A 24,023-nucleotide genomic window follows, 5' to 3' on the forward strand; every position below is an offset into this window, starting at 1 on the left:
ACTGTATAATAGCCCTTTGCAATCAGTTAGCGCAATGACAATGACGGCATATACGGCCATTCATACTTAACCACTACCTAATAAATCAACCAATCATGAGTTTGGGATCCCTCTTACAAAAGTTTCGTACTCACCAGAAAAAAAATATCCCGCATGCCAATACCGTTGCTTCTCCAAGGTTTTCTATTTTGCTTAAAGAAGGAAAATGGCTCGGGTTGATTGCACTCACAGCATATGCAAGTATCGCTCTACTAAGCTATTCTCCATCGGACGCAGCATGGTCACATAGTACTGATGAAGCAGTCATTCGCAACTATGCTGGTACATCGGGTGCTTGGCTGTCTGATACGCTCTTTTACCTTTTTGGTTATTCTGCTTGGGTACTCATCGGATTTTTATTGTTAACCATCCTGTTCAATTGCAAGCAGATTCTCCGAAAACAATTAAAACTGGAAACCATGCCAACACATTATGCTGAAAGAACTATAGGCGCTACACTCTGCCTTATTGCCAGCACTGGCATCGAAGCATTATTTGTTACTCCACACAACCAATTTTTGCCATTACAAGGAGGCGGTCTTTTAAGTTTATTATTGTATAACTCGGTAACTTACACAATCGGTCATACTGGTATTGTGTTGTTGCTTGTTACGCTCAGTATATTGGGCTTATCGCTCTTATTTCACTGCCATTGGCTGACTATTTTTGAGAAAATTGGCTGGGTATTGGAAAAAATAGCCCTCTCTAGTTGGCAATTGGTCAACAAAAAATGGCAAGCTGCAATACACATTCATCAAACAGCCCATCAATCTGTGCCCCGCACAGAATCTGCTACCATTGCTATACCAAGTATGCCAGCCGCTATCAAGAAAAAACAACGACCCAAACCAACACAATTCGTGTCACCAGGACAAGGCTCACTTTTCGCAAATATGGGATATGGTAACCTGCCCGGCTTAATTTTATTAGAATCGGTGACATCACAGAATTTGTCAGTTTCTGAAGAAACCATCCGAGTAACTTCTCGTCTCATTGAAGAAAAACTCGCTCACTTTGGTATTGCAACCCGTGTTATTCAAGCATATCCAGGACCAGTTATTACGCGTTATGAAATTGAGCCTGCAGTCGGAATCAAAGGCGCACAGATTGTCAATTTGGCCAAAGATTTAGCGCGCGCACTGAGTTTAGGCTCAATCCGTGTTGTCGAAACCATCCCCGGAAAAACTTGCATGGGATTAGAATTACCAAACCCCCAGCGACAAATTGTTCGGCTTTCAGAAATTATTGGCTCCGAACTTTACCAACACAGCGACACACCGTTAACCTTAGCAATGGGTAAAGATATTGCTGGGATGCCCGTTGTCGCTAATCTGAGCAAAATGCCCCATTTACTTGTCGCAGGCACAACAGGGTCTGGTAAATCTGTTGCCATTAATGCCATGGTTTTGTCGTTACTTTTCAAAGCCACATCCAGCGACGTACGCATGATTATGATTGATCCAAAAATGTTAGAGCTATCGGTATATGAGGGCATTCCGCATCTTCTAGCACCTGTTGTAACCGATATGCATCAAGCCACCAACGCCTTAAACTGGTGTGTTGGCGAAATGGATAGACGCTATAAATTAATGTCGCAATTGGGTGTTCGCAATTTGACCAGCTTTAATCAAAAAATCCTTGAGGCACAGCAAGCCGGGCAAACATTACCTAACCCATTTAGTACCAATTTAGAAGCACCAGAACCCCTTAAAAATATGCCATTTATTGTGGTGGTTGTAGATGAATTAGCTGATTTGATGATGGTGGTGGGCAAGAAAATAGAAGGTCTTATCGCAAGATTAGCTCAAAAAGCACGGGCAGCAGGTATTCATTTGATTCTTGCAACACAACGACCGAGCGTAGATGTAATTACCGGATTGATTAAAGCAAATATTCCTACAAGGGTTGCCTTTCAAGTATCCAGCAAAATCGATAGTCGGACTATTTTAGATCAAATGGGCGCAGAAAGTTTATTAGGTCAGGGAGACATGTTGTATCTACCGCCAGGTACAGGTTATCCACAGCGTATACACGGTGCTTTTGTTGCCGATGAAGAAGTGTATCGGGTTGTTGAGTTTCTCAAAACTTATGGTGCGCCAGATTATGTGGCGAACATTTTGGAACATAGTACAAATAGTAGCGAACATGATGTAGCAGTAATCACTGCAGCAGACAATATGGAAGACAGTGCTTTATATGATCAAGCAGTTGCTGTCGTCCTTAGAACAAGACGTGCCACCATTTCATCCATACAGCGACACCTAAGAATCGGATATAATCGTGCTGCAAGACTTATTGAGCAAATGGAAGTTGCTGGTTTGGTTAGTCCAATGGAAAGTAGCGGTAACCGAACAGTGCTTGTGCCACCTACTGATGAGTGAACTTTGGCTGTGAATAGTGTTGCATCACAACACTCTACCCACTCGCCAGCTTATTTTACTTCGTGTGGGGTATTGTTGATCAATTTTGGCACGCCGACTGAACCGAGTGCTCGGGCTATTTTCGACTATCTTAAAAATCTACTATCTGATAAACATATCGTCAAGCTGCCAAGTTGGTTATGGCAACCAATGCTTTGGGGTATTGCGCAAATCCGATCGCGCCAATTAGTCAAACCTTACCAGGATATCTGGTCACCACAAGGTTCACCTTTACATATCCATAGTCAAAAGCAAGTTAGGCATTTGCAAACACAATGTGCTCAACAACATGCAAATCAAATTCTCATTAAGTACGCTATGCAATATGGTCATCCAGCCATTGGCAATGTATTACAGGATCTTTTAGAACAGGGTATTGAACACTTGGTCGTATTACCCCTTTATCCACAGTCCACTCAGGCAACCACACACAGTGCATTAGATCAAGTGTGGCAATACTTGATGCGCTATCATCACAGTAGACCAATTGTGCATACCATTAGCGGCTTTTTTGAGCATCCTGATTATATTGCTGCATTGGCCGATTCAGTTACGCATTATTGGCATACCAATCAGCAGGGTGATAAATTATTAATGAGTTTTCATGGTTTACCGCAGCAACCCTTAGCAAGGAGTAGATTCTATCATGACCAATGCTATGCAACTGCTCAAGCACTCGCTCAGGCGCTGTCACTTAAACCAAACCAATATATCGTATCCTTTCAGAGCCGTTTTGGTCCACAAAAATGGTTGCAGCCCTACACAAAAACTATATTACGCAAGCTCGGTGCTCAACAAACACATACACTTGATGTTATTTGTCCAGGGTTCATGGTAGATTGCTTAGAAACACTCTATGAAATTGCCAAAATAGGTACAATACTATTTCGCCGAGCTGGTGGACACACATTGCGTTATATTCCCTGCTTAAATAGCACGGATGGTGCTGTTAAGATGCTGTTTCGCATTATGCATTCAGCGTTACCCATGCTTTTTTGCTTGCCGCCAAAAACTAATAAATCACATAATTGAAAATAGTAAGGCTCTATGATGAGATGTAATTTTAGCAAGATGCATAGCATTGGTAACGACTTTGTCATCATAGACAATGTTACGCAGACAGTTGCGCTGACTACTCAACAAATCCGCCAATTAGGACATCGTCAACTCGGTATCGGTTTTGATCAGTTATTGCTGATCGAAAAACCGAAACAACCCAAAAGCGATTTTTCTTACCGTATTTTTAATCAAGATGGTAGTGAAGTTGAGCAATGTGGCAATGGTGTAAGATGTTGCGCTCAATTTATTTGGGATAATCAGCTTTCGACAAAACCAATTTTAGCAATGGCTCACCAAAAGGGTATTACCAATGTACAAAAACAGTCAGACGGTCTAGTTTCAGCTAATATGGGTTTACCTACTTTTGAGCCCAAGACAATTCCCTTGTTGATTGATCGCGAGGCAACACAATATGCCATCACAATCAACCAAAAGATCTATTGGCTATCAATATTATCAATGGGAAATCCACATACCATATTGACCGTTAAAAATATTGTAAGCGCTCCCGTTAAAAAAATTGGTAGTGCGCTGCAGCAACATCCGCTTTTCCCCCAAAAAACAAATGTCGCCTTTATGCAAATTCTTGATCGTAATATGATTAAACTCCGCATCTTTGAAAGAGGGGTTGGCGAAACATGGTCCTGTGGCAGTGGAGCTTGTGCCGCTGTGGTTAGTAGTATTCGTCTTAACCAACTAGCAAAAAAAGTGACTGTACACATGCCCATCGGGATATTAACTGTTGAATGGAAAGGAAATACACATCCTGTTTGGCTAACAGGTCCTGTTACAACAAGCTTTATTGGGCAAATTGATATCGGCTCACTACTTTAAAAAAAACTTTAAGGAAATCTTGTGCAAGAAAATGAAGTATTGGCATATTTAGTAGCGCATCCGGCATTCTTGATGCAACATGCACCACAATTTGGCTTAAGTCCCAAATTAAATGACGTCATGGCCTTGTCTGAAAAACAACTCTCCACACTCCGTGGGCAACACCAACAACTTAAGCTACACCTTGATAGGTTGCAAGCCAACGCCACACTAAATGATACGACACAACAGCACTTGCACGCTTTAACTTTGGCACTCCTATCTGCATCCGATCTTAACGCATTGATTCGAGCGATTGATACTGTTTTTGGTGCTGTGTTTAATCTGCCATACATTGCTTTGAAGCTTTGGCATCCTCATGCCAAAGCACTGCCCAATTATTTTCAGCCTACTGAACAATGCAAGCAATCATTAAATAGTTTAAATCCAACTTGTGCGCATTACATTCGTGATGAACTACTGGCCTGGTTGCCCAGTACAACAACCTTTCAGTCTTTTGCGATATTGCCCTTAATGGATAGTCATCAAGCCCATTTTGGTTTATTGCTAATTGGCAGTGAAGACCCTGAGCGCTTTTCGCCGGATTTACACAATCATTATTTGCAAAAGATGGACGAACAGATCAGTGTGGCATTATTACGCTTTCTGGTTTGATATCGTGGCATAACGCATAATTTCAGCATGTTGTCAGTCAGGCAAAATTGATGAGTAAGCCAACCTCACAAACTACAGATACCATCGCTGCTATTGCCACGGCTACTGGTCTTGCTGGTATCGGTGTGGTTCGCATTTCAGGTCCCGCTGTTCCGAATATGCTTGTACCACTTTTGGGCAGTCCACTACAACCAAGACTTGCAACCCATAAAGATTTCTTAGCAGAAGACGGCTCCACTCTTGATACGGGTCTTGCTATTTATTTTATAGAGCCAGCAAGTTTTACTGGTGAACACGTGCTGGAATTACAAGGACACGGTGGCATCGTTGTGTTACAAACTTTGTTAAGAAGATGCCTAGCACTTGGTGCTCGTTTAGCACAACCCGGTGAATTTACTCGCCGCGCCCTATTAAATGGCAAACTGGATCTTGCGCAAGCTGAAAGTATAGTTGATTTGATTCATGCGCAAAGTAGCATAGCAGCTAAAAATGCCATGCGATCCTTAAAGGGCGATTTTTCATACCAAATCAATCAGTTGGTCGCAGATATCACAACACTGCGCGCCATGATTGAAGCGACATTTGATTTTTCAGATGAAGACATTGATTTGCTGTCAGTTGAACATATTCATCGCGATATCAAAACCCTGCAAGCACAGCTTGCGATCCTACAATCGCATTCCAAGCAAGGTGCTTTACTGCGAGATGGCGCACATATCGTACTAATTGGGGCACCAAATGTTGGCAAATCTAGCTTGATGAACGCATTGGCCGCAGAGGATGTGGCGATTGTTGATGAAGAGGCTGGCACAACTAGAGATACGCTACGAGAAATGATCTTCATCAATGGCATTCCACTTCATATTGTTGACACAGCCGGATTGCGTATGACGAGCAATAGATTAGAAAAAATAGGGATTGCCCGTACTTGGTCAATGATCCATCAAGCAGACCTTGCGCTCATCATAGTAGATCGCCGTTATGGATTGACACAGGACACAAAAAAATTGCTAAAGCATCTTCCAGCAAATCTCCCATACTTGACAGTTTGCAATAAGATCGATTTGACTAATGAAGAACCCAGCGTTAAACAAAAAGAAACTGAGTGTACAATATTGCTCTCTGCCAAAGCGCATTTGGGCATTGATTTATTACGTGATCACATCCTCCATTACATTGGTTGGCAAGGTAACACTGAAGGATTATTTCTTGCACGGGAACGCCACCTAGAAGCACTCAACGAAGCGGCGCAATATGTCAATGAAGCCGAACAACTTGATCAGCAATTAGAGCTTATCGCTGAAGCCTTGCGTTTGGCTCAGCAGGCACTTAATCGTATTACGAAAGAAATTTCTAACGAAAATCTGCTTGACGAAATTTTTTCAAAATTCTGTATTGGCAAATAAAATCAACTAGCGTTTTACAAAAATAATATTAGTGATTTGATGGCCGAGTTTGCAACCACGTTGTTCAAATTTTGTGGTGGGTCGATAGAAAATATTCGCATCTTGGTCAAGTGGCATAAGCATCGGAAAAGCTGATAAAACTGCCTTGATATGCTCTGCATAATCAACCCAATCGGTAGCACAGTAAATGTAGCCACCCACTTTTAATTTATCGACTAATAATTCAACAAAAGGTTTTTGGATAAGACGTCTTTTTTGATGGCGTTTTTTGGGCCAAGGATCGGGGAAAAAAAGATGGATACCAGCCAAAACCTCATTCGGTAACATGTGTTCCACAACAGGAACTGCATCATGATGAATGATTCGAATATTGCGAATTTCATGCTGCGCAATTAATTTCAATAAACTAGCAACGCCAGGACTATGTACTTCTACACAAAGATAATCATACTGTGGGTGATGTATAGCAATATCAGCACTAGCCAATCCCATACCAAAACCGATTTCCAAAATACAAGGCGCTTCTCTTTTGAAGACATCGATTAGATGAAGATAAAAAGGTCGATAAACAATGCCCCATATCAATAAATCATTTTCCATCGCTTGTTTTTTGGCGACAGAAAAACGTCCTTGGCGTCGTACGAAGCTTTTGATATTTCTCATTTCATCCAAGATATTTAGCCAAATTGTTTATGGGTCAGTTTACAATACACCATCATGCTCTGACCAATTTACGATGCCATTATCATGAGTCTGCTTCAATCATCATTGAGAGTAACTTTCATATGTCTTATAAGGAAACAATATGACTTACTGTGTTACTGTGCAATCCACTCATCATACTTTCCAAGTTGAAGAAAAAGAAACTGTTCTAGAGGCTGCGATACGGCAAAACATCCCATTGCCTTACGGGTGCCGCAATGGTTTGTGTGGCAAATGCAAATGCAAAATATTGTCTGGAGATATTGGGCAAGATACCTACGCAACAGGCACGCTTAAAGCTGAAGAGATTCAGGATAACATTGTCTTATTATGTCGTGCGCATGCACGCTCTGATTTACGTTTAGCATCAACCTTGCCATCAGACCAAGCAATTATTGAGCCCAAAGTATGGGCAACACAAATCCAATCCATCACTAAATTACATCGTGTAGCACTATTAACATTGATACTGCCACAACATGAACCATTCATTTTTTACGCAGGTCAGTATGTCAATGTCATCATGAAAGATCACAGCGAGCGTAGTTTTTCCATTGCTAACCCACCCCATGAAAAAGGTTACCTTGAACTACATATACGCTATCGAGCTCATGGCAAATTTGCTAGCGAAGTGTTTAATGATTTAGTCAAACCTGGCGAATCGCTCAATATCAGAGGACCGATGGGCGACTTCTGTCTCCAAGAATCTGACAAGCCCATATTATTTATTTGCAGCGGCACAGGATTTGCGCCCGTTCAAAGTATTATTGAGTATATGATTAAACAACAGTCCAAACGTCCTATGATCTTATATCGAGGCGCTCGGGATAAAAATGATCTGTATCTTAACCGACGCGTTGAAGGATGGCAAAGTGAGTTACAACATTTCCAGCATATACCCATCTTGTCAGTAGCCTTACCAGCTGACTGCTGGACAGGTAGAACAGGTTATGTTCATCAGGCTGTTTTAAATGATTTTTCAGATCTATCAGGCTATCAAGCTTATGTATGTGGCGGGCAGAAAATGGTCGAAGCAACCCATAAAGCATTGTTATCAATTGGATTACCAGATAGTGAGTTTTATTCTGACACCTTCTTTACCGCACCACAAATTCAAATTGAAGATTCATTTGGATAGACAAGGACTAATAGATAATGGTTTTGAGGTCAACGAATATCATATCTTTCTTTCAAAGAATTCATTGGAATATGCTAAAAATGAAGCGTCAAAAACACCAATGATTGATGAAGATACCTTTATGAACATGATTAAGCTTGAAGATGAACACAAAATTATTCAAGCACACATCAAGTTAGCAAAATCTTCTATGGCGGAGGGCCTAAGATTTAAGTTGAACAAAAAAGAAAAATATCTGCAGCCAATGTTGTGCATCGCAACAGCAATTATTGCGCTAGATAATACTGCTCATTGGATAGAAGTAGGAAAAAAGTTTGATTTTTTTGGTTATTAACTAAAAATAGTAACACTAGCGCCCCGCACAATCGAAGTGTGTGGGCGCTATACTATTGCGTGTTATTTGCCTTTTTTGGCTAATTGTGCAAATTTCTTTGATTTCTTGTTATAAATCACCTTAATAGGCATAGCTTCCTTGGCAGAATCTTGCTGCGTTTTCAACTGTGGGATTAATAAATTTAACACAATACCCGTTAGCCCACCGACGCAAATAGGATTATCCACCAAAGCCTGAATTTGCAAGGGTAACTGTCTAATCAATTCGGGCTCATACGATACCCCTAAACCCAACCCGAGTGATGTGGCAACAATCACTGCTTCTCGTCGATTCATGCCGTACAACATGATCATGCGAATACCAGCAATGGCAATCATGGCAAACATTAAAATCATGGCGCCCCCGACTACTGGGCTAGGAATCGTAGAAAATAAGCGCCCAATAACAGGAAAAAGCCCCAATATAACCAGTATCACAGCCATCAATTTACCAACATGGCGAGACGCTACACCAGTCATTTGTATAACGCCATTATTTTGTGCAAAAGTAGTCAGTGGTAATGATCCAAAAACACAAGCGATAACAGAAACAATACCATCTGCCAATACACCACCCGAAAGCCGAGAAGTAAATTCTGGTCCCTCAACAGGTTGGTCAGATACCATAGCGGTCGCCGTAATATCCCCAACTGCTTCAAGCACACTTAATAGATAAATCGTACCGGCCGCCAAAAATGCTGTCCAATCAAATGTAAAACCATATTTGAAAGGAACGGGAATCGTCAAAATAGGCATATCACGAAGTGGGGTTAAATCCACCATGCCCATACATAAGGCAACGATATAACCAACAATCAGGCCAATGGCAATAGATCCCATGCGCAAGAGGGGCTGGCGGAAACAGTTTAAAAACAAGACAACTACCAATACAAGTGCTGCCAACCCAATGTTTTGGTATGCGCCAAATGTGCCCGACATTTTGGCACCAAATCCACCTCCAAAATCAATAACGCCAAATTTGATAAGACTCAAACCAATCATCAGTACAACAATACCGCTGACAGTAGGCGTAATAATACGCTGCAAATAAGGTAATACACGAGAAGCAGCAATCACCAAAAAAGCACCGACAGCCGATACGCCTAATAAAGTGGAAACGATCACATCAAAAGCAGGCTCTACTTGACCAGCTTTCATTGCCATACCCGTGCTGATCATCACCGTCACAAATGAAAAATTCACAGATTGAATAGATAACAATCCAGAGCCAACTATACCGAAACGGTTCACCTGCAAAAAGGTGCCAATACCTGATGCCACCATTGCCATGGAAATAAGATATGCGGTCATTTCTGGCGGGAATTTAAGTGTGGTTCCCACGATCAAAGCCGGCATCACCATCGGTACAAATATTGCCAACAAATGTGTCACCGCACCAATGAGCGCCGCAACAGGAGGAGGTCTATCTTCTAGCTGATAAATCAGATCCGGTTTGCGGTAAGTTTCAAGCGACATAGCACAGTCCCCGAATGAATGACAAATAAACAAAAGTTGATATTAATATTGTTTAACCACAATAAACGCCTTCCTGAACAACCTAACTACCAACTACAAACACCTCAACTTTCCAACAATCATATCCCTGATAAAAACAAGGACTTTATAATAACAAGACCAATGCAATGACCATGCGTACCTAAGCTCGGCATAGCACTACATCGCCTCAAGTACTCTAATACCCAATAATTCCATACCCACCTTAAGTGTTCTTGCGGTCAATGCTAAAAGTTGCAAGCGACTATTTTTTAATGCAGGCTCGCTTTTCAATATAGAGCAATTTTCGTAGAAATTCGAAAATATATTGGCTAATTGATATAGAAATGTACATAGATGATGGACATAACAGCCCTCAACAACTGAATGTAGTACATCCTCAAACTGCAATAAATGATTCGCTAAGCGCCGCTCAGTAGGATCCACTAAGTTAATAGATCCGCCACCGCTAAAAGCACCTGCCTTGCGAAAGATACTTTGAATACGCGTATAAGCATATTGAATATAAAGCGAAGTATTCCCTTCAAAAGCAAGGATCGTATCCCAATCAAATATGTAGTCACTTGTACGATGCTTGGAAAGATCAGCATAGCGAATGGCACCAATACCGATTGCATGAGCGAGCTTTAACTGTTCCTTTTCAGATAAATCAGGGTTTTTTTGTTTTACAATGACAAGCGCCCGATCAATCGCTTCATCCAAAAGCGCAATCATTTTGACTGTATCGCCAGATCGCGTCTTAAAGGGCTTGCCATCACTTCCCAAAACTAATCCAAAACCGATATGTTCCAACACCATTTCGGGTGGCGCAAATCCAGCTTTGCGACAAATGCGAAATATTTGCTGAAAATGTTGACTTTGCCGTGCATCCACCACATACAGAACACGATCCAATTTGAGAACACGATGGCGATAGCGTACTGCTGCAAGATCAGTAGCTGTATAAAGAAAACCGCCATCTCGTTTTTGAACAATAACACCGAGTGGTTTACCATCCTTGTTACGAAACTCTTCTAGATAAACTACCTTGGCACCTGCATCAACTGCTAACAATCCTGCTTTTTCTAGATCCTCGACAACAGTAGGCAAATCCTCGTTATAAGAGGACTCGCCTTTAGCATCATCACGCGTTAATAGTACATCTAGTTTCTCATAAACCGCTTGGCAATGTTCTAAAGAAATATCAACAAATTGTTGCCACAACGCCAAAATTTCCGGCTGACCACCCTGCAATTTAGTGACATAATCACGTGACACATCAGCAAATGCTTCATCCTCATCAAAACGCACTTTAGCTTTTCTATAAAACTCTTCCAGGTCAGCCAATTCCATGGCTTGTTTGCCCGCCTTTTGTATCTCAACAAGATAGGCGATTAACATACCAAACTGCGTACCCCAATCACCAACATGGTTGCCACGCACAACATGATGGCCAAGATACCCAAATATTCTTGTTAATGCATCCCCAATTACAGTCGTACGAAGATGCCCAACATGCATTTCTTTGGCAATGTTTGGTGAAGAGTACTCTACCATGATATGTTGCGGTTTCGGTAAATGAATGCCGAGTTTAGGATCAGCTAAAGCAACTTTGAGTTGCTTACTTAAAAACTCTGTATCAAGGTGAAAATTGATAAAACCTGGTTTAACCACATCAATCTGATGAACCACACCTTTAAGGTCAAGCTTACCAACCACTTGCTTCGCAAGTTTCATTGGATCCATTTTGAGTACTTTGGCGGCATTCATCACGCCATTTGCTTGATAGTCACCAAACTCTGGGCGAGAAGCTGGCCTCACAACCGCTTGTACATGATCTAACCCAATTTGAGATAACGCCAAAGTTACATGTTTGTTAAGCAATTGTAAAACAGTCATGAGAATTGCCTCTTTTCTATCTGTTACCTGAATGGTTTGTACAAAGCGACCACGTGCCGCCGAAGCAGAGCCGATTCAACAAAAAACTCGCAAGCACTTAATTCGCTCCAATAAAATTCGCTATCGCAACTGATGAGCTTGCCTTTCAATTTGTTATAATATACCATTTACGCGAAGGTTTTTGGTAAAAAATCCTTGAAGAGATAACAGAGCACTGTATTGAACCATCATACCGTCTTATAGGATTGATCAATAAGACTTTGCTTGTATCAATAAAAGCAACGATAAACATGAAATCGGCATGCTCCAAATCTGTCTAAACAGGATGTACTCTCAATGGAGTGAAGTGCTTAAAATCATGCGTAACTGATAAAAACAGTGCAACAAATTGATAGTTGCTATAAAAATAGGCTAGAATAACACTGGGTATGTTTGGATAAAGGTGGGCTGGGTGCCCATTTTTTATTTCTGGATAACTATATGGACATACATACACTGTGTGAAAAAACGCTTGTTGGTTTGGGATATGAGCTTGTTCATCTAGAGTATGTAACTGGTAAAACCATGAGCTTATTTATTGATCGACAACCCAGTGGGGTCACCATTGAGGATTGCGTAGCTGTCAGTCAGCATTTCACGCGCCTATTCGCAGCGGAAAATATTGACTACGCAAGATTGGAAGTATCTTCCCCTGGTCTTGACAGGACACTCAAAACACAAGCAGATTTTTTGCGATCAATTGGCAAATTGATCTATATCAAAATCAAAACTAGTACAGCCTCAATAGACAAGAAAAAAAATATGATAGGTCGACTCCTTAAAGTAGAAAAAGATCAGCTCTTTTTGGATCTTGGTGACAGCACTATAAATGTCGCCCTGTCAGCAATTAGCAAGGCGCGTTTGGAGCCCGAATTAATAAAACACTAAATGTGGGAGACGGCATATGAGCCGGGAAGTACTGCTGCTAGTAGAGGCATTGGCAAACGAAAAAAATGTGAGTCAGGATATTGTGTTCTCAGCTTTAGAGCTGGCGCTTGCCTCGGCAACAAAGAAAAAAATAAGCGGTGAAACGGATGCCAACATTCGCATTGAGATTGATCGGGAAACTGGTGCTTATCAGAGTTTTCGTCGCTGGGAAATTGTGGAAGAAACCATGCTTGAAACGCCAAACTGTCAATTGACTTTGCAGCAAGCGCTCAAAAAAAATGCGCAAGCCGAATTAGGTGGTTTCATTGAAGAGCCTATAGAAGCTGTCGTGTTGGGTCGAATTGGTGCACAAACTGCAAAGCAGGTTATTCTACAGAAAATGCGTGACGCAGAACGGGAACAGTTGCTTAATGATTTTCTGCAACGACAAGACCATCTGATTAACGGACAAATCAAACGTGTAGAGCGCCACCACATCATCGTAGAGTGTGGGAAACTGGATGCTGTGTTGCCACATGATCAAATGATCCCGCGTGAAAATCTGCGCATTGGAGACCGCATTAAAGCCTTCTTACTCCGTGTCGATCAAACCAGTCGTGGTCCACAGTTGGTACTGACTCGAACATCGTGTGACTTTCTGCGCAAGTTATTTGAATTAGAGGTTCCAGAAATTGAAGAAGGTTTGCTAGAAATTAAAGAAGTTGCCAGAGATCCCGGTGCACGCGCTAAAATTGCCGTGAAGTCTAACGACGCAAGAATTGATCCACAAGGTACTTGCATTGGTATACGCGGTTCGCGCGTGCAAGCAGTGATACAGGAACTTGCTGGAGAGCGCATTGACATCGTTCTATGGTCACCTGATGCAGCACAATTTGTCATTAATGCATTATCTCCTGCCCAGGTTAATCGTATCGTTGTAAACGAAGAAAGCCATATTATGGATGTCATTGTTAACGAGGATCAATTACCGCTTTCTATTGGTAAAAATGGCCAAAATGTTCGCTTAGCAGCTGAATTAACGGGCTGGAATCTGAATATTCTCACTGAAGACGAGGCAAACGAAAAATTGCGTGGTAAAGATCTTTCGATGCAACAATTATTTATTCAAAGCCTTGATATTGGTGAAGACGTTGCGGCTGTCCTGGTTCAAGAAGGGTTTGCAAGTTTAGAAGAAATTGCTTATGTCCCAACTGCTGAATTTTTAGCCATTGAAGGCTTTGATGAAACACTGGCTAATGAATTGCGTCAGCGTGCTAGAAATGCTCTATTGCTTCAGGCTATTAACGATGAAGAAAAAACCTCAACAGCAGAAGAGGCACTGAAAAATCTTGAAGGCATTGATCACCACATATTGCACCAGCTGGTTGCAAAAGGTATTACAACGCGTAATGGTTTGGCTGATCTGGCTACAGATGAACTAGTAGAGATTGCCGATATTGACGAAAAAAGAGCCAATCAGCTGATTTTGAAAGCAAGAGAACATTGGCAAATCGACGAATCTTAATGCGACGGTAAACGGCTAAGCAATTTAAGGGAACATATGGCCATCTATATCAAACAACTTGCTGTAGAGCTTGGCTTGTCCGAAATACAACTGATCGAACAACTTCATGCAGTGGGCATTAAAAAAAGTCAAGCCGATGATCCGTTGACAAAATCGGAAAAGCAAGCACTGCTTGCACATTTGCGGCAACTTTATGATAAAACTGCACGTAATACGCTCACCTTGGGTATTAAAAAACCAAGCCCCAGTCATACGTTGGTCAGTGGTGCTGTCAAAATTGAGCGACGTAAACATCGCATGGTTATCCCCCCCCAAATACCCCCCTCATCTCAAACTTCTGTGCCATTGATAAGTGTAGATGCTGATGAAAAAGCTTCTGTATCAACTACTAGCAACACCACCAATATAGTATCTGCTCCTTTGACACCACAGGGTATTTCACAAGCACGCGCTATTCCAAAAAGTAGCACCAAATCAACCAATGGTACGGGCATTTTAACCGCTGAAGAAATTCAAGAACGTGAAGCAGAAGCTAAACGTCATCATGAATTACGTGTGCGTCAAGAAGTGCTCATGCATGAAAAAATTGAAAGAGAAAACCGCCGACTAGCTACCGAAACAAATCAAACTGCTGGAAAAGATACACTTGCTAAACCGTTACCTGCACCAGCAAGCGTTTTAGTAAAAAAGGATGGCAAAACCAAAAAAGGACAGCCTGTCGGTCGCGCTGAAGAGGGACGCGGCAAAAAATCGCTCAAGCTAATTTATCGTAGGAATGATCACTTAAGTGGGGAAAGAAGGTTTAAAAAAAAGGCATCACAAAAAAAACAGCGTGACAACCTCTCTGAACCCAACCTTTTTCAAGCACCAACTGAGCCGATTGTAAAGGAGATATTGGTACCGGAAACCATTTCCGTAGCAGAACTGGCTCATAAAATGGCCGTCAAAGGGACTGAAGTCATCAAAACCCTCATGCAGGTTGGTGTTATGGTCACCATTAATCAAATCTTGGATCAAGACACGGCGATGATCGTTGTGGGTGAAATGGGACATATTGCTAAACCAGCACCGATTGATAACCCAGAAATATACCTAGAGGACTCAACAGATGAAGCAGAGCAATTGCCTCGCCCACCTGTTGTCACCGTCATGGGCCATGTTGACCATGGCAAAACATCACTTTTGGATAATATTCGTCGTACCAAAGTAGCCACCACAGAAATGGGAGGCATTACACAACATATTGGTGCCTACCATGTCCAAACTAAAGATCACGTGATTACCTTTTTAGATACGCCAGGTCATGAAGCTTTTGCAGCTATGCGAGCTAGCGGCGCTAAAGTAACAGACATTGTCGTTTTAGTCGTTGCGGCAGATGACGGCGTCATGCCACAAACACTAGAAGCTATTCACCATGCTAAAGCGGCTAAAGTACCCATTGTGGTTGCTGTCAATAAAATCGATAAAACAGGTGCCAATATTGAGCGAATTTATCAAGAACTTGCCAACCATGAAATGGTTCCGGAAAAGTGGGGAGGAGACACATTATTTGTGGAAGTTTCTGCCAAACAAGGAGTCAATATTGATGGGTTGCTTGATGCTATTTTGTTGCAAGCTGAAGTACTAGAACTCAAAGCACCTGTACTCACCCCTGCTAAAGGCACCATTATCGAAGCTAGGTTAGACAAAGGAAGAGGATCCGTTGCAACAATTTTAGTACAATCAGGCACTTTAAGAAGGGGGGATATGCTGCTTGCTGGGACTGTGTTTGGTCGTATCCGTGCCATGGTTGATGAAAATGGTCATGCTATTGAGTCAGCGGGTCCATCTATGCCCGTCAGTATTTTCGGTCTTTCAGATATCCCCCAAACTTGGGTAGATGCTGTAGTACTCAGCAATGAAAAAAGAGCGCGGGAGATTTCTTTATTTCGTGCTGGCAAATTCCGCGACGTCCGGTTAGCCAAGCTTCATGCTGACTTGACGGAAAACCCGATGCAGATGACTGAAAGTAGTGCGCAATCTGTCTCGATTATCATTAAAGCTGACACACAAGGATCTTATGAGGCCTTATCCAATAGCCTACGGAAAATTTCAACGGATGAGGTAACCGTGCAAGTCTTGCATTCTGGCGTTGGGAATATTACCGAATCTGATATCAATCTTGCTATTGCATCACATGCTTTGATCATTGGGTTCAATACTAAAGCCGATGCGACAACCAAAAAGCTCGCTGAAGTTAATGGCATCGCAATTCATTACCATAGCGTAATTTATGATGTTATCAACCAAATACGAGATATCGCCTCCGGCACACTTGCTCCTGAGCGAAAAGAAAATAAGATCGGTTTAGCCGAAATTCGTCAGATTATTAGCGTCTCTAAAATTGGTAATATTGCCGGATGTATGGTTGTTGAGGGCTTGGTTAAAAAAAATGCTCACGCAAGACTGATACGTGACCAAACGCTATTACACATCGGAGAAATTGCATCACTTAAACACCTCAAAGATGACGCCAAAGAAGTCAGGCAAGGCTACGAATGTGGTGTTGTACTTAGGGGCTATAACGATATTGCTGTGGGCGATCAACTGGAAATCTTTGAAGTTGAAGAAGTTGCGCGCACCCTAAGCAATTCAGGACAATAGGCATCTTAATTGCGGAAAGACGGGCATGACCATGATGCGGCACAATAAAAGCTTTTCGCGGATCGATCGGATCCAAAAGCAAATATTGCAGGAGCTAGCTAAACTGATTTGTACCGATTTGAAAGACCCAAGATTGAGTCGCGTCATACCAACAGAAATCCACGTTTCAAAAGATTGTGCTGTTGCCAAAGTATACTACACGATATTAGCTGCTCAACCTTGTGAACATGTCCAAGCTGCACTGGATAATGCAGCAGGTTACTTCCGTAGCAAAATCGGCCAAAAAATCCTACTATTTACTACGCCCCAGTTGCATTTCATCTATGACCATTCTGTTGAACAGGGCGCTAAAATAGATCGCTTGCTCGCACAAATTCAGCAAGAGTAAAATTGAACACATATTTCGCATCCTATTTTTTCGCCATCAATCAAATGTCTAATATCGTTTTGTATACCACACTTGCTTGTCCTTATTGCAAAATGGCAAAACAACTGTTAGCAAGTAAAAAGTCTGTAACTATTCAAGAAATTCGCATTGATCTAGAAACGCAACAAAAAATGGAAATGATACGTTTGACTGGACAGCGCACAGTACCACAGATTTTTGTGAACGGCACCCATATTGGCGGTTATGATGACCTTTGTGCACTCAATCAGACTGGCAAGCTTGATACACTGCTTATTGATAAAGAAGGATCGTCATGGCCACAAAGATAAATAAAAAAGCACCCAAAACAAATCAGCCCGTTGTAACAATTGAAAAAATATATATCAATGATATATCGTTGGAATTGCCGAATGTGCCCGCCATTTTTCTTGAACAGGGCGAATTAAAAATAGACACAAAAATTCGTACAGAATCCGCTTTATTTCATGATGACCTTTACCAATGTTCAGTCATTGTTACCATAATCGCTAAACTAGTCGATCAGCGCACTGTTTTTCTAGTTGAGGTATCGCAATCGGGGATCTTTCGTATGCTAAACATGTCAAAAGGAAAATTGGAAGTCACGCTCAGCGTTACTTGCCCGAACATGCTTTTCCCTTATGCTAGAGAAGCTGTGTCCAATTTAATTAGTCACGCTGGTTTTCCGCCCATACTCCTTTCACCGATTAATTTTGAAGCTTTGTATTTACAACAGCGGCAGCAAAATGGAACAAGCATACCTGCATCAGAATAAACACATAGCACTCATGGTTAATTGCGTAACAAAACGATGAAACTCTCAATACTCGGCGGTGGTGCATGGGGCACAGCACTTGCAGTGACGTTGTCTCAAAAGCATGTTGTAACGTGGTGGGTCAGAAGCACCCAACAAGCTGAGAAAATGAAAAACGAAAGGCGTAATCATCAATATTTACCGCATTACCAACTACCTGCCTCAATTAATATACAGCATCACCTTGAGCAAGCGATCAGGCAAGCTAGCTTAATCATCTTAGCAACACCTGTTATAGGTTTTAGAGAAACACTACAAAGCCTTAAGGCGCTCAATCATCCGCTACCTCCCTTGCTATGGGCATGCAAAGGTTTTGAGGCAAAAAGCGGTTTATTACCACACGCAATCTTACTAGAAACGCTACCAACCCATACTCAATATGGACTATTATGCGGCCCTAGTTTTGCCGAAGAAGTAGCCAAAGGTTTACCAACTGCTATCGTTATCGCCTCAAAAGATAAGGTATTTGCCTGTGAAACGGCTCGATCTTTAAGCCACCAGCGCTTGCGTTGTTACGCTAATACTGATCTGATCGGTGCTGAAATTGGTGCAGCAGCAAAAAATGTAATAGCCATTGCCACGGGTGTAGTAGATGGTTTAGCGCTTGGCCTCAATGCAAGGTCAGCCCTCATTACAAGAGGTCTTGCCGAAATTAGTATGTTAATTGCTGCCATGGGCGGACATCCTAAAACATTATCTGGTTTGTCAGGTATCGGTGACCTGATTCTGACTTGTACAGGTGCTCTTTCTCGGAATCGTCAATTTGGTCTAAAAATTGCTCAAGGGGCAACAACCCAAGAAATTTTATCTAATACCAAACATGTGGTAGAAGGCATCCAAACAACTTATGAAATTAAAAAACTAGCTACGCAATATCAATTAGATATGCCCATTACGGAAGCTGTGTATAACCTACTGGAAGGTCGTATGTCTGCAAACGATATGGTGGCATGCCTAATGGAGCGCGAAACAAAATTGGAGTTTGGTAACATCCCTGACGCTGAATAAATGAAAGTTTGACCATGATTCAAGATGATAATATTGCCGTAATTATTCGCGAAGCACTTGAAAAATATTTCCGTGATTTAGATGGTGAGCAACCAAATCATATCTACAGCATGTTATTAAAAAGGGTGGAAAAGCCACTATTGGAAATAGTACTGTCTCGTGCTAAAGGTAATCAAACTTGTGCCGCTACCATGCTCGGTATTAATCGCAATACCTTGCGCAAAAAACTAAAAAGTTACAACATAGATTGACTATACCTGTCAATATTGATTGTGGTTGACAACATGAAGCGGTTTCATTTACCTGCCTATTCGCATATTCGGCTTGCCAAAGCAAGATTAAAAAGAGGGGGTATCATTGCCTATGCTACTGAATCTTGTTTTGGATTGGGTTGTCTGCCGAGCCATCATCGTGCCTTAAAAAGGCTATTGCGTATTAAAAAGCGTCCCGCACACAAAGGTATGATCGTGGTTGGTGCAAATCCTGAGCAGTTGCAGTCATTCATGGCGCCCCTAACTGGTAAAACGCAGCACTATATCAAGCAACATTGGCCTGGACACTATACTTTGTTACTGCATACCTCACGTCGCGTTCTGCCACATCTACGAGGTATCGGACAAGATCGTATTGCGTTGCGCTTAACTGCCGAGCCCAATGTTGCCGCGCTCTGTCATGCATTGGGCACGCCTTTGGTCTCAACTTCGGCAAATATCGCTAAGCAACGCACTCTTAAACAAGCACGGGATTGCCGAAAACAGTTCGGTTATCGGGTTTTAGCTTTGCCGGGTAAAATCGGAAAGCATGCTATGCCTTCCACAATTATTGATACAATAAGCGGTCAGATTTTGCGTTCATGATAGAACAACACGCTGTGTAGCTTGGGTCAATATAACCGGAAAATATCATGTCAGAATTAGCGACCATCGTAAACTTACTGAGTCACGCAACAATCGTTGTCAAACTGACATTGTTGGTGTTGGTGATCCTATCTGCACTTTCTTGGGGTCTAATGGGTCAGAAAATAATCCTGTTGCACCGTACATACCATGGCGACAAAATATTCAATAAGCAATTTTGGCAAGGTGGGGATATGAATGCACTATATCAAAAACTCGTTAACCAACCCACCCAAAGCGTCTTACAGCGTATTTTTTGTGCAGGTTTTGGGGAATGCTTAAAACTGGCCAGTAATAACCAAGCTTCCTCTATTCAATTGATTGAAAGCACGCGTCGCGCTATGAAAGCTGCGGCGCAACGCGAAATTCATATACTCGAATCTCATCATTCATTCCTCGCAACTGTCGGCTCGGTTAGCCCTTATATTGGTCTATTTGGCACCGTATGGGGCATCATGCACGCCTTTATGGGGTTAGAGCATACTACCCAAACGACCTTACAGGCCGTAGCGCCTGGCATTGCAGAAGCATTAATCGCTACAGCTGTTGGTTTATTTGCAGCGATTCCCGCAACAATTGGATATAACCGTTTTACAGCAGAAATTGAGCAATTGATGACGCATATTGACGTTTTTGTCGAAGAATTTTCCAATATCTTACAAAGAAAGCTGCCTAGATAGTTACCTTGGTAGACCATTTCAGCGACTATTCAAGTCAGGCGCTACCCAGTGTTTAATATACAATTGGACGCTTTTTTGATTTCGCCAAGTATTGGGTATCAACTGATAAACCGCATGAATGCAATCCGGCAATGGATGCGTAGCGTGAAATAGCATGCCTTCAAATGTTTCAGCATGTTTTTTCAATATCAACTTTAAATGTTTATCGGCCACAAGTTGCTGTGAATCAACCGTAAAGCAATCATAAAAAAACGGCGCCTCAAAACCTCTTCCCCATACCTGTTGCTCCAGTTGCTTAGCAACATTAAACAGCATGTCTTGGTTATCAAGGTGTCCGTCTGTATCATAATATCTTGTTAACAAGGCCTCGTTCAGCTGCTCTTTGGCAACACGCTCAAATAAATCCGAAAAATATGTCAAGTCTTCGGGTGCAATGCTTAATCCAGCAGCCATATCATGTCCACCAAACCGATTCAACAAACCAGGCTGGCGTTGATTAACGACATCCAGTGCATGACGAATATTAAAACCTGCTATAGAACGAGCAGATCCACATAATTCACCCTGTTCAGATAAAGCAAAAACAATAGTTGGCCGATAAAAACGATCTTTGAGTCGCGAAGCCAATATACCAACAACACCTAGATGCCAATTTTGGTCATATAGCGTCAAGGTACAACGATAGGCAGTATTCAACGAAACTGCTTGAAGTGCATCCTTCTGCATCGCTGTTTCAACAGCTCGTCGCTCATTATTGAGCTGTTCAAGTTGTTCGGCAAGTTTGCTAGCATGCACGGCATTTTGCTCAAGTAAACAAGCAATACCAGTAGTCATATCATCCATGCGACCAGCCGCATTCAAGCGGGGACCAATCGCATAACTCAAATCAAAAGCCGAAGCACAATGAATTGCCTTTTTGGCCACCGCAAACAATGCTTTGGTGCCAATATGACACAGACCAGAACGGATATGACGCAGACCTTGCTCAACTAAAATGCGATTATTTTGATCTAATTGAGCCACATCTGAAATGGTGCCAATGGCTACCCAATCTAGTAATTCAGCCATATTTGGAACTGGCTGGTTAGAAAAAGCACCCCGAGCACGTAATTCAGCACGTAATGCTAGTAAAACATAAAAAATGACGCCAACACCCGCTAAATATTTGGAAGGAAAAAGGCATCCCGGCTGATTCGGATTGACAATTAAGGCATTAGGCAATGCATCGCCGGGCAGATGGTGATCGGTAATGAAAACCTCTATACCCAATTCATGAGCACGTGCTACCCCTTCAAAACTACTGATACCGTTGTCTAGGGTAATAATAATGTTTGGATTTTTTTGCGCAGCATATTCTACAATTTGCGCAGTCAGGCCATAACCATATTTGAATCGATTCGGCACCATGAATTCAACCCGTGCCCCCATTTTGGACAAGCCTTCCATGGCAACTGCACAGGCCGTAGCACCATCTGCATCATAGTCAGCAATCAACAGTAAACGTTGATGATTTTGAATCGCATCGGCCAATCTTGCTGCCATGGTTTCGCAATTTTTAAGCTGGCTAAATGGCAACAAAGCAGCAAAACTGCAATCCATTTGGTCGGGTGAAGTAATACCGCGCGCCGCATAAAGTCTTGACATAAGTGGCGTGATACCACTCGCTACGAGCCGCTGATAAGCTATTTTGTCATAGGGGCGAATGCGAACATTGATCATTCAAATATCCTATGCCAAAGTATTGTAAGTATAGCGTTAGGATCGGCTAAGCAACCGTGTTCTAGTAAGTGTCATGCCCAATAACTAACTAAGAAAACTACCTACCGGCGCATGGAATCAAAAAATTCAGCATTATTTTTTGTTGCACGAATTTTGTCCAACAAAAACTCCATGGCCTCCAATTCGTCCATCGGATAGAGTAACTTTCGAAGCACCCATATACGTTGTAATAATTCAGGCTGAATTAATAATTCTTCTCGCCTAGTTCCAGAACGGTTGAGGTTAATAGCAGGAAATGAACGTTTTTCGGCCATACGACGGTCAAGATGGATTTCCATATTACCCGTCCCTTTAAATTCTTCGTAAATCACATCATCCATACGACTGCCTGTTTCAACAAGTGCTGTAGCAATAATCGTTAAGGATCCACCTTCTTCAATATTGCGTGCAGCACCAAAAAAACGTTTTGGGCGCTGTAACGCACTGGCATCTACACCACCCGTTAGCACCTTGCCAGAGGCTGGTGCGACAGTATTATAGGCTCTAGCCAGACGAGTAATAGAATCCAAAAGAATGACAACATCTTTTTTATGCTCAACCAAACGTTTTGCTTTTTCGATAACCATCTCGGCAACTTGCACGTGGCGTGTTGCTGGTTCATCAAAAGTGGAAGATACTACTTCCCCCTTAACAGAGCGAGTCATTTCGGTTACTTCTTCAGGACGCTCATCAATCAGTAGCACAATTAATACTGCCTCGGGATGATTTGCTGTGATAGCATGCGCAATATTTTGCAACATGACGGTTTTCCCCGTTTTGGGTGGCGCAACCAATAAACCACGCTGTCCTTTTCCAATCGGCGCAATTAAATCCACGACCCGGCTCGTTACATTCTCTTCGCTACGCACATCGCGCTCTAAGAAAAGCGGCTCTGTGGGAAATAACGGGGTAAGATTTTCAAACAAAATCTTATTTTTAGCTTTTTCTGGTAATTCACCATTAGCCTGATCAACTTTGACTAGCGCAAAATAACGCTCGCCATCTTTAGGCATACGAATTTCGCCTTCTATGGTATCGCCCGTGTGCAGATTAAAGCGCCTAATTTGCGATGGACTAACATAGATATCATCGGGACCCGCAAGGTAGGAAATATCAGGACTACGTAAAAATCCAAACCCATCAGGCAATACTTCAAGGGTGCCATCACCATAAATATTTTCTCCTTTTTTCGCTTTATTTTTCAGTAAAGCAAAAATAAGATCCTGCTTTCGCAGCCGGCTAGCACCCTCAAGTTCGTTTTCAACAGCCATATTGACCAAATCGGTCACGGGCAAGCGCTTTAAGTCAGAAAGTTGCATAAATTAAAATAGAACCTCTAAAGGCAGATAATAAGAAGGACGAGCCGGAAA

The 24,023-nt window shown here is 42.1% G+C and carries 22 protein-coding genes; 17 read left to right on the forward strand and 5 right to left on the reverse strand.

Annotated elements, in window-relative coordinates; translation table 11 throughout:
• Positions 1-95: 95 nt before the first annotated feature.
• From IPK86_00260 to mnmE, 5 genes are read left to right on the forward strand one after another with little or no spacing between them, the layout of a single operon-like run.
• Positions 96-2,420, forward strand: coding sequence for a DNA translocase FtsK 4TM domain-containing protein (locus IPK86_00260; protein QQS16686.1), 2,325 nt, complete (start codon positions 96-98; stop codon positions 2,418-2,420).
• A 9-nt stretch (positions 2,421-2,429) separates the two neighbouring features.
• Positions 2,430-3,491 carry a ferrochelatase gene (hemH, locus tag IPK86_00265; GenBank protein QQS16687.1) on the forward strand — a complete coding sequence of 354 codons (1,062 nt, stop codon included), beginning with the start codon at positions 2,430-2,432 and terminating at the stop codon, positions 3,489-3,491.
• 18 nt (positions 3,492-3,509) lie between these two features.
• On the forward strand, positions 3,510-4,352 hold the full coding sequence (dapF, locus tag IPK86_00270) for a diaminopimelate epimerase (protein ID QQS17006.1): 843 nt from the start codon (positions 3,510-3,512) through the stop codon (positions 4,350-4,352).
• 21 nt (positions 4,353-4,373) lie between these two features.
• Positions 4,374-5,006, forward strand: coding sequence for a DUF484 family protein (locus tag IPK86_00275; GenBank protein ID QQS16688.1), 633 nt, complete (start codon positions 4,374-4,376; stop codon positions 5,004-5,006).
• A gap of 50 nt (positions 5,007-5,056) precedes the next feature.
• The gene (gene mnmE, locus IPK86_00280) at positions 5,057-6,412 is read left to right on the forward strand and encodes a tRNA uridine-5-carboxymethylaminomethyl(34) synthesis GTPase MnmE (GenBank protein ID QQS16689.1); all 1,356 of its coding nucleotides are present in this window, start codon (positions 5,057-5,059) and stop codon (positions 6,410-6,412) included.
• Positions 6,413-6,418: 6 nt separating this feature from the next.
• On the opposite strand, the gene trmB is transcribed toward mnmE, so the two are convergent.
• Positions 6,419-7,075, reverse strand: coding sequence for a tRNA (guanosine(46)-N7)-methyltransferase TrmB (gene trmB, locus IPK86_00285; GenBank protein ID QQS16690.1), 657 nt, complete (start codon positions 7,073-7,075; stop codon positions 6,419-6,421).
• A 142-nt stretch (positions 7,076-7,217) separates the two neighbouring features.
• Between trmB and IPK86_00290 the strand changes: the two genes are divergently transcribed.
• Both IPK86_00290 and IPK86_00295 read left to right on the forward strand, forming a co-directional pair.
• Positions 7,218-8,252 carry a 2Fe-2S iron-sulfur cluster binding domain-containing protein gene (locus tag IPK86_00290; GenBank protein ID QQS16691.1) on the forward strand — a complete coding sequence of 345 codons (1,035 nt, stop codon included), beginning with the start codon at positions 7,218-7,220 and terminating at the stop codon, positions 8,250-8,252.
• Entirely contained in the window at positions 8,245-8,586 is a 342-nt protein-coding gene (locus IPK86_00295; protein ID QQS16692.1) for a hypothetical protein, read from the forward strand. Before IPK86_00290 ends, IPK86_00295 begins: the two co-directional genes overlap by 8 nt.
• A 62-nt stretch (positions 8,587-8,648) precedes the next feature.
• Here the strand turns inward: IPK86_00295 and IPK86_00300 are convergent, their stop codons facing one another.
• Positions 8,649-10,100 carry a purine permease gene (locus tag IPK86_00300; protein ID QQS16693.1) on the reverse strand — a complete coding sequence of 484 codons (1,452 nt, stop codon included), beginning with the start codon at positions 10,098-10,100 and terminating at the stop codon, positions 8,649-8,651.
• A gap of 198 nt (positions 10,101-10,298) precedes the next feature.
• Positions 10,299-12,017 (reverse strand): arginine--tRNA ligase, encoded by a 1,719-nt coding sequence (argS, locus tag IPK86_00305; GenBank protein ID QQS16694.1) that lies wholly within the window; start codon positions 12,015-12,017, stop codon positions 10,299-10,301.
• A 480-nt stretch (positions 12,018-12,497) separates the two neighbouring features.
• Here argS and rimP point away from each other — a divergent pair, with 480 nt between their 5' ends.
• Genes rimP through tolQ form a run of 10 tightly spaced genes read left to right on the forward strand, consistent with a single transcriptional unit; the run spans position 12,498 to position 20,895 of the window.
• Positions 12,498-12,944 (forward strand): ribosome maturation factor RimP, encoded by a 447-nt coding sequence (gene rimP / locus IPK86_00310; protein QQS16695.1) that lies wholly within the window; start codon positions 12,498-12,500, stop codon positions 12,942-12,944.
• Positions 12,945-12,960: 16 nt separating this feature from the next.
• On the forward strand, positions 12,961-14,448 hold the full coding sequence (nusA, locus tag IPK86_00315) for a transcription termination/antitermination protein NusA (protein ID QQS16696.1): 1,488 nt from the start codon (positions 12,961-12,963) through the stop codon (positions 14,446-14,448).
• Between the two features lie 36 nt (positions 14,449-14,484).
• The gene (gene infB / locus IPK86_00320) at positions 14,485-17,091 is read left to right on the forward strand and encodes a translation initiation factor IF-2 (GenBank protein ID QQS16697.1); all 2,607 of its coding nucleotides are present in this window, start codon (positions 14,485-14,487) and stop codon (positions 17,089-17,091) included.
• Positions 17,092-17,122: 31 nt separating this feature from the next.
• Positions 17,123-17,479 (forward strand): 30S ribosome-binding factor RbfA, encoded by a 357-nt coding sequence (gene rbfA / locus IPK86_00325; protein QQS16698.1) that lies wholly within the window; start codon positions 17,123-17,125, stop codon positions 17,477-17,479.
• 44 nt (positions 17,480-17,523) lie between these two features.
• Entirely contained in the window at positions 17,524-17,808 is a 285-nt protein-coding gene (grxC, locus tag IPK86_00330; protein ID QQS16699.1) for a glutaredoxin 3, read from the forward strand.
• Positions 17,793-18,272: a protein-export chaperone SecB gene (gene secB / locus IPK86_00335; protein ID QQS16700.1), complete on the forward strand. Its 480-nt coding sequence runs from the start codon at positions 17,793-17,795 to the stop codon at positions 18,270-18,272. The genes grxC and secB overlap by 16 nt, the downstream gene beginning before the upstream one ends.
• Positions 18,273-18,308: 36 nt before the next feature.
• Positions 18,309-19,319, forward strand: coding sequence for an NAD(P)-dependent glycerol-3-phosphate dehydrogenase (locus IPK86_00340; GenBank protein QQS16701.1), 1,011 nt, complete (start codon positions 18,309-18,311; stop codon positions 19,317-19,319).
• A 14-nt stretch (positions 19,320-19,333) separates the two neighbouring features.
• Positions 19,334-19,570, forward strand: coding sequence for a Fis family transcriptional regulator (locus IPK86_00345; protein ID QQS16702.1), 237 nt, complete (start codon positions 19,334-19,336; stop codon positions 19,568-19,570).
• Between the two features lie 33 nt (positions 19,571-19,603).
• Positions 19,604-20,176 (forward strand): L-threonylcarbamoyladenylate synthase, encoded by a 573-nt coding sequence (locus IPK86_00350; protein QQS16703.1) that lies wholly within the window; start codon positions 19,604-19,606, stop codon positions 20,174-20,176.
• Between the two features lie 47 nt (positions 20,177-20,223).
• Positions 20,224-20,895 (forward strand): protein TolQ, encoded by a 672-nt coding sequence (gene tolQ / locus IPK86_00355; GenBank protein QQS16704.1) that lies wholly within the window; start codon positions 20,224-20,226, stop codon positions 20,893-20,895.
• An 18-nt stretch (positions 20,896-20,913) separates the two neighbouring features.
• Here tolQ and recJ read toward each other — a convergent pair whose 3' ends face one another.
• Both recJ and rho read right to left on the reverse strand, forming a co-directional pair.
• Complete coding sequence (recJ, locus tag IPK86_00360) at positions 20,914-22,614, reverse strand: single-stranded-DNA-specific exonuclease RecJ (GenBank protein QQS16705.1); 1,701 nt, start codon at positions 22,612-22,614, stop codon at positions 20,914-20,916.
• Between the two features lie 101 nt (positions 22,615-22,715).
• Entirely contained in the window at positions 22,716-23,972 is a 1,257-nt protein-coding gene (gene rho, locus IPK86_00365; GenBank protein ID QQS16706.1) for a transcription termination factor Rho, read from the reverse strand.
• Between the last annotated feature and the right edge of the window lie 51 nt (positions 23,973-24,023).

This window comes from Neisseriales bacterium (assembly GCA_016699915.1).
Taxonomy (GTDB): Bacteria; Pseudomonadota; Gammaproteobacteria; order Burkholderiales; family Q3-R57-64; genus Q3-R57-64.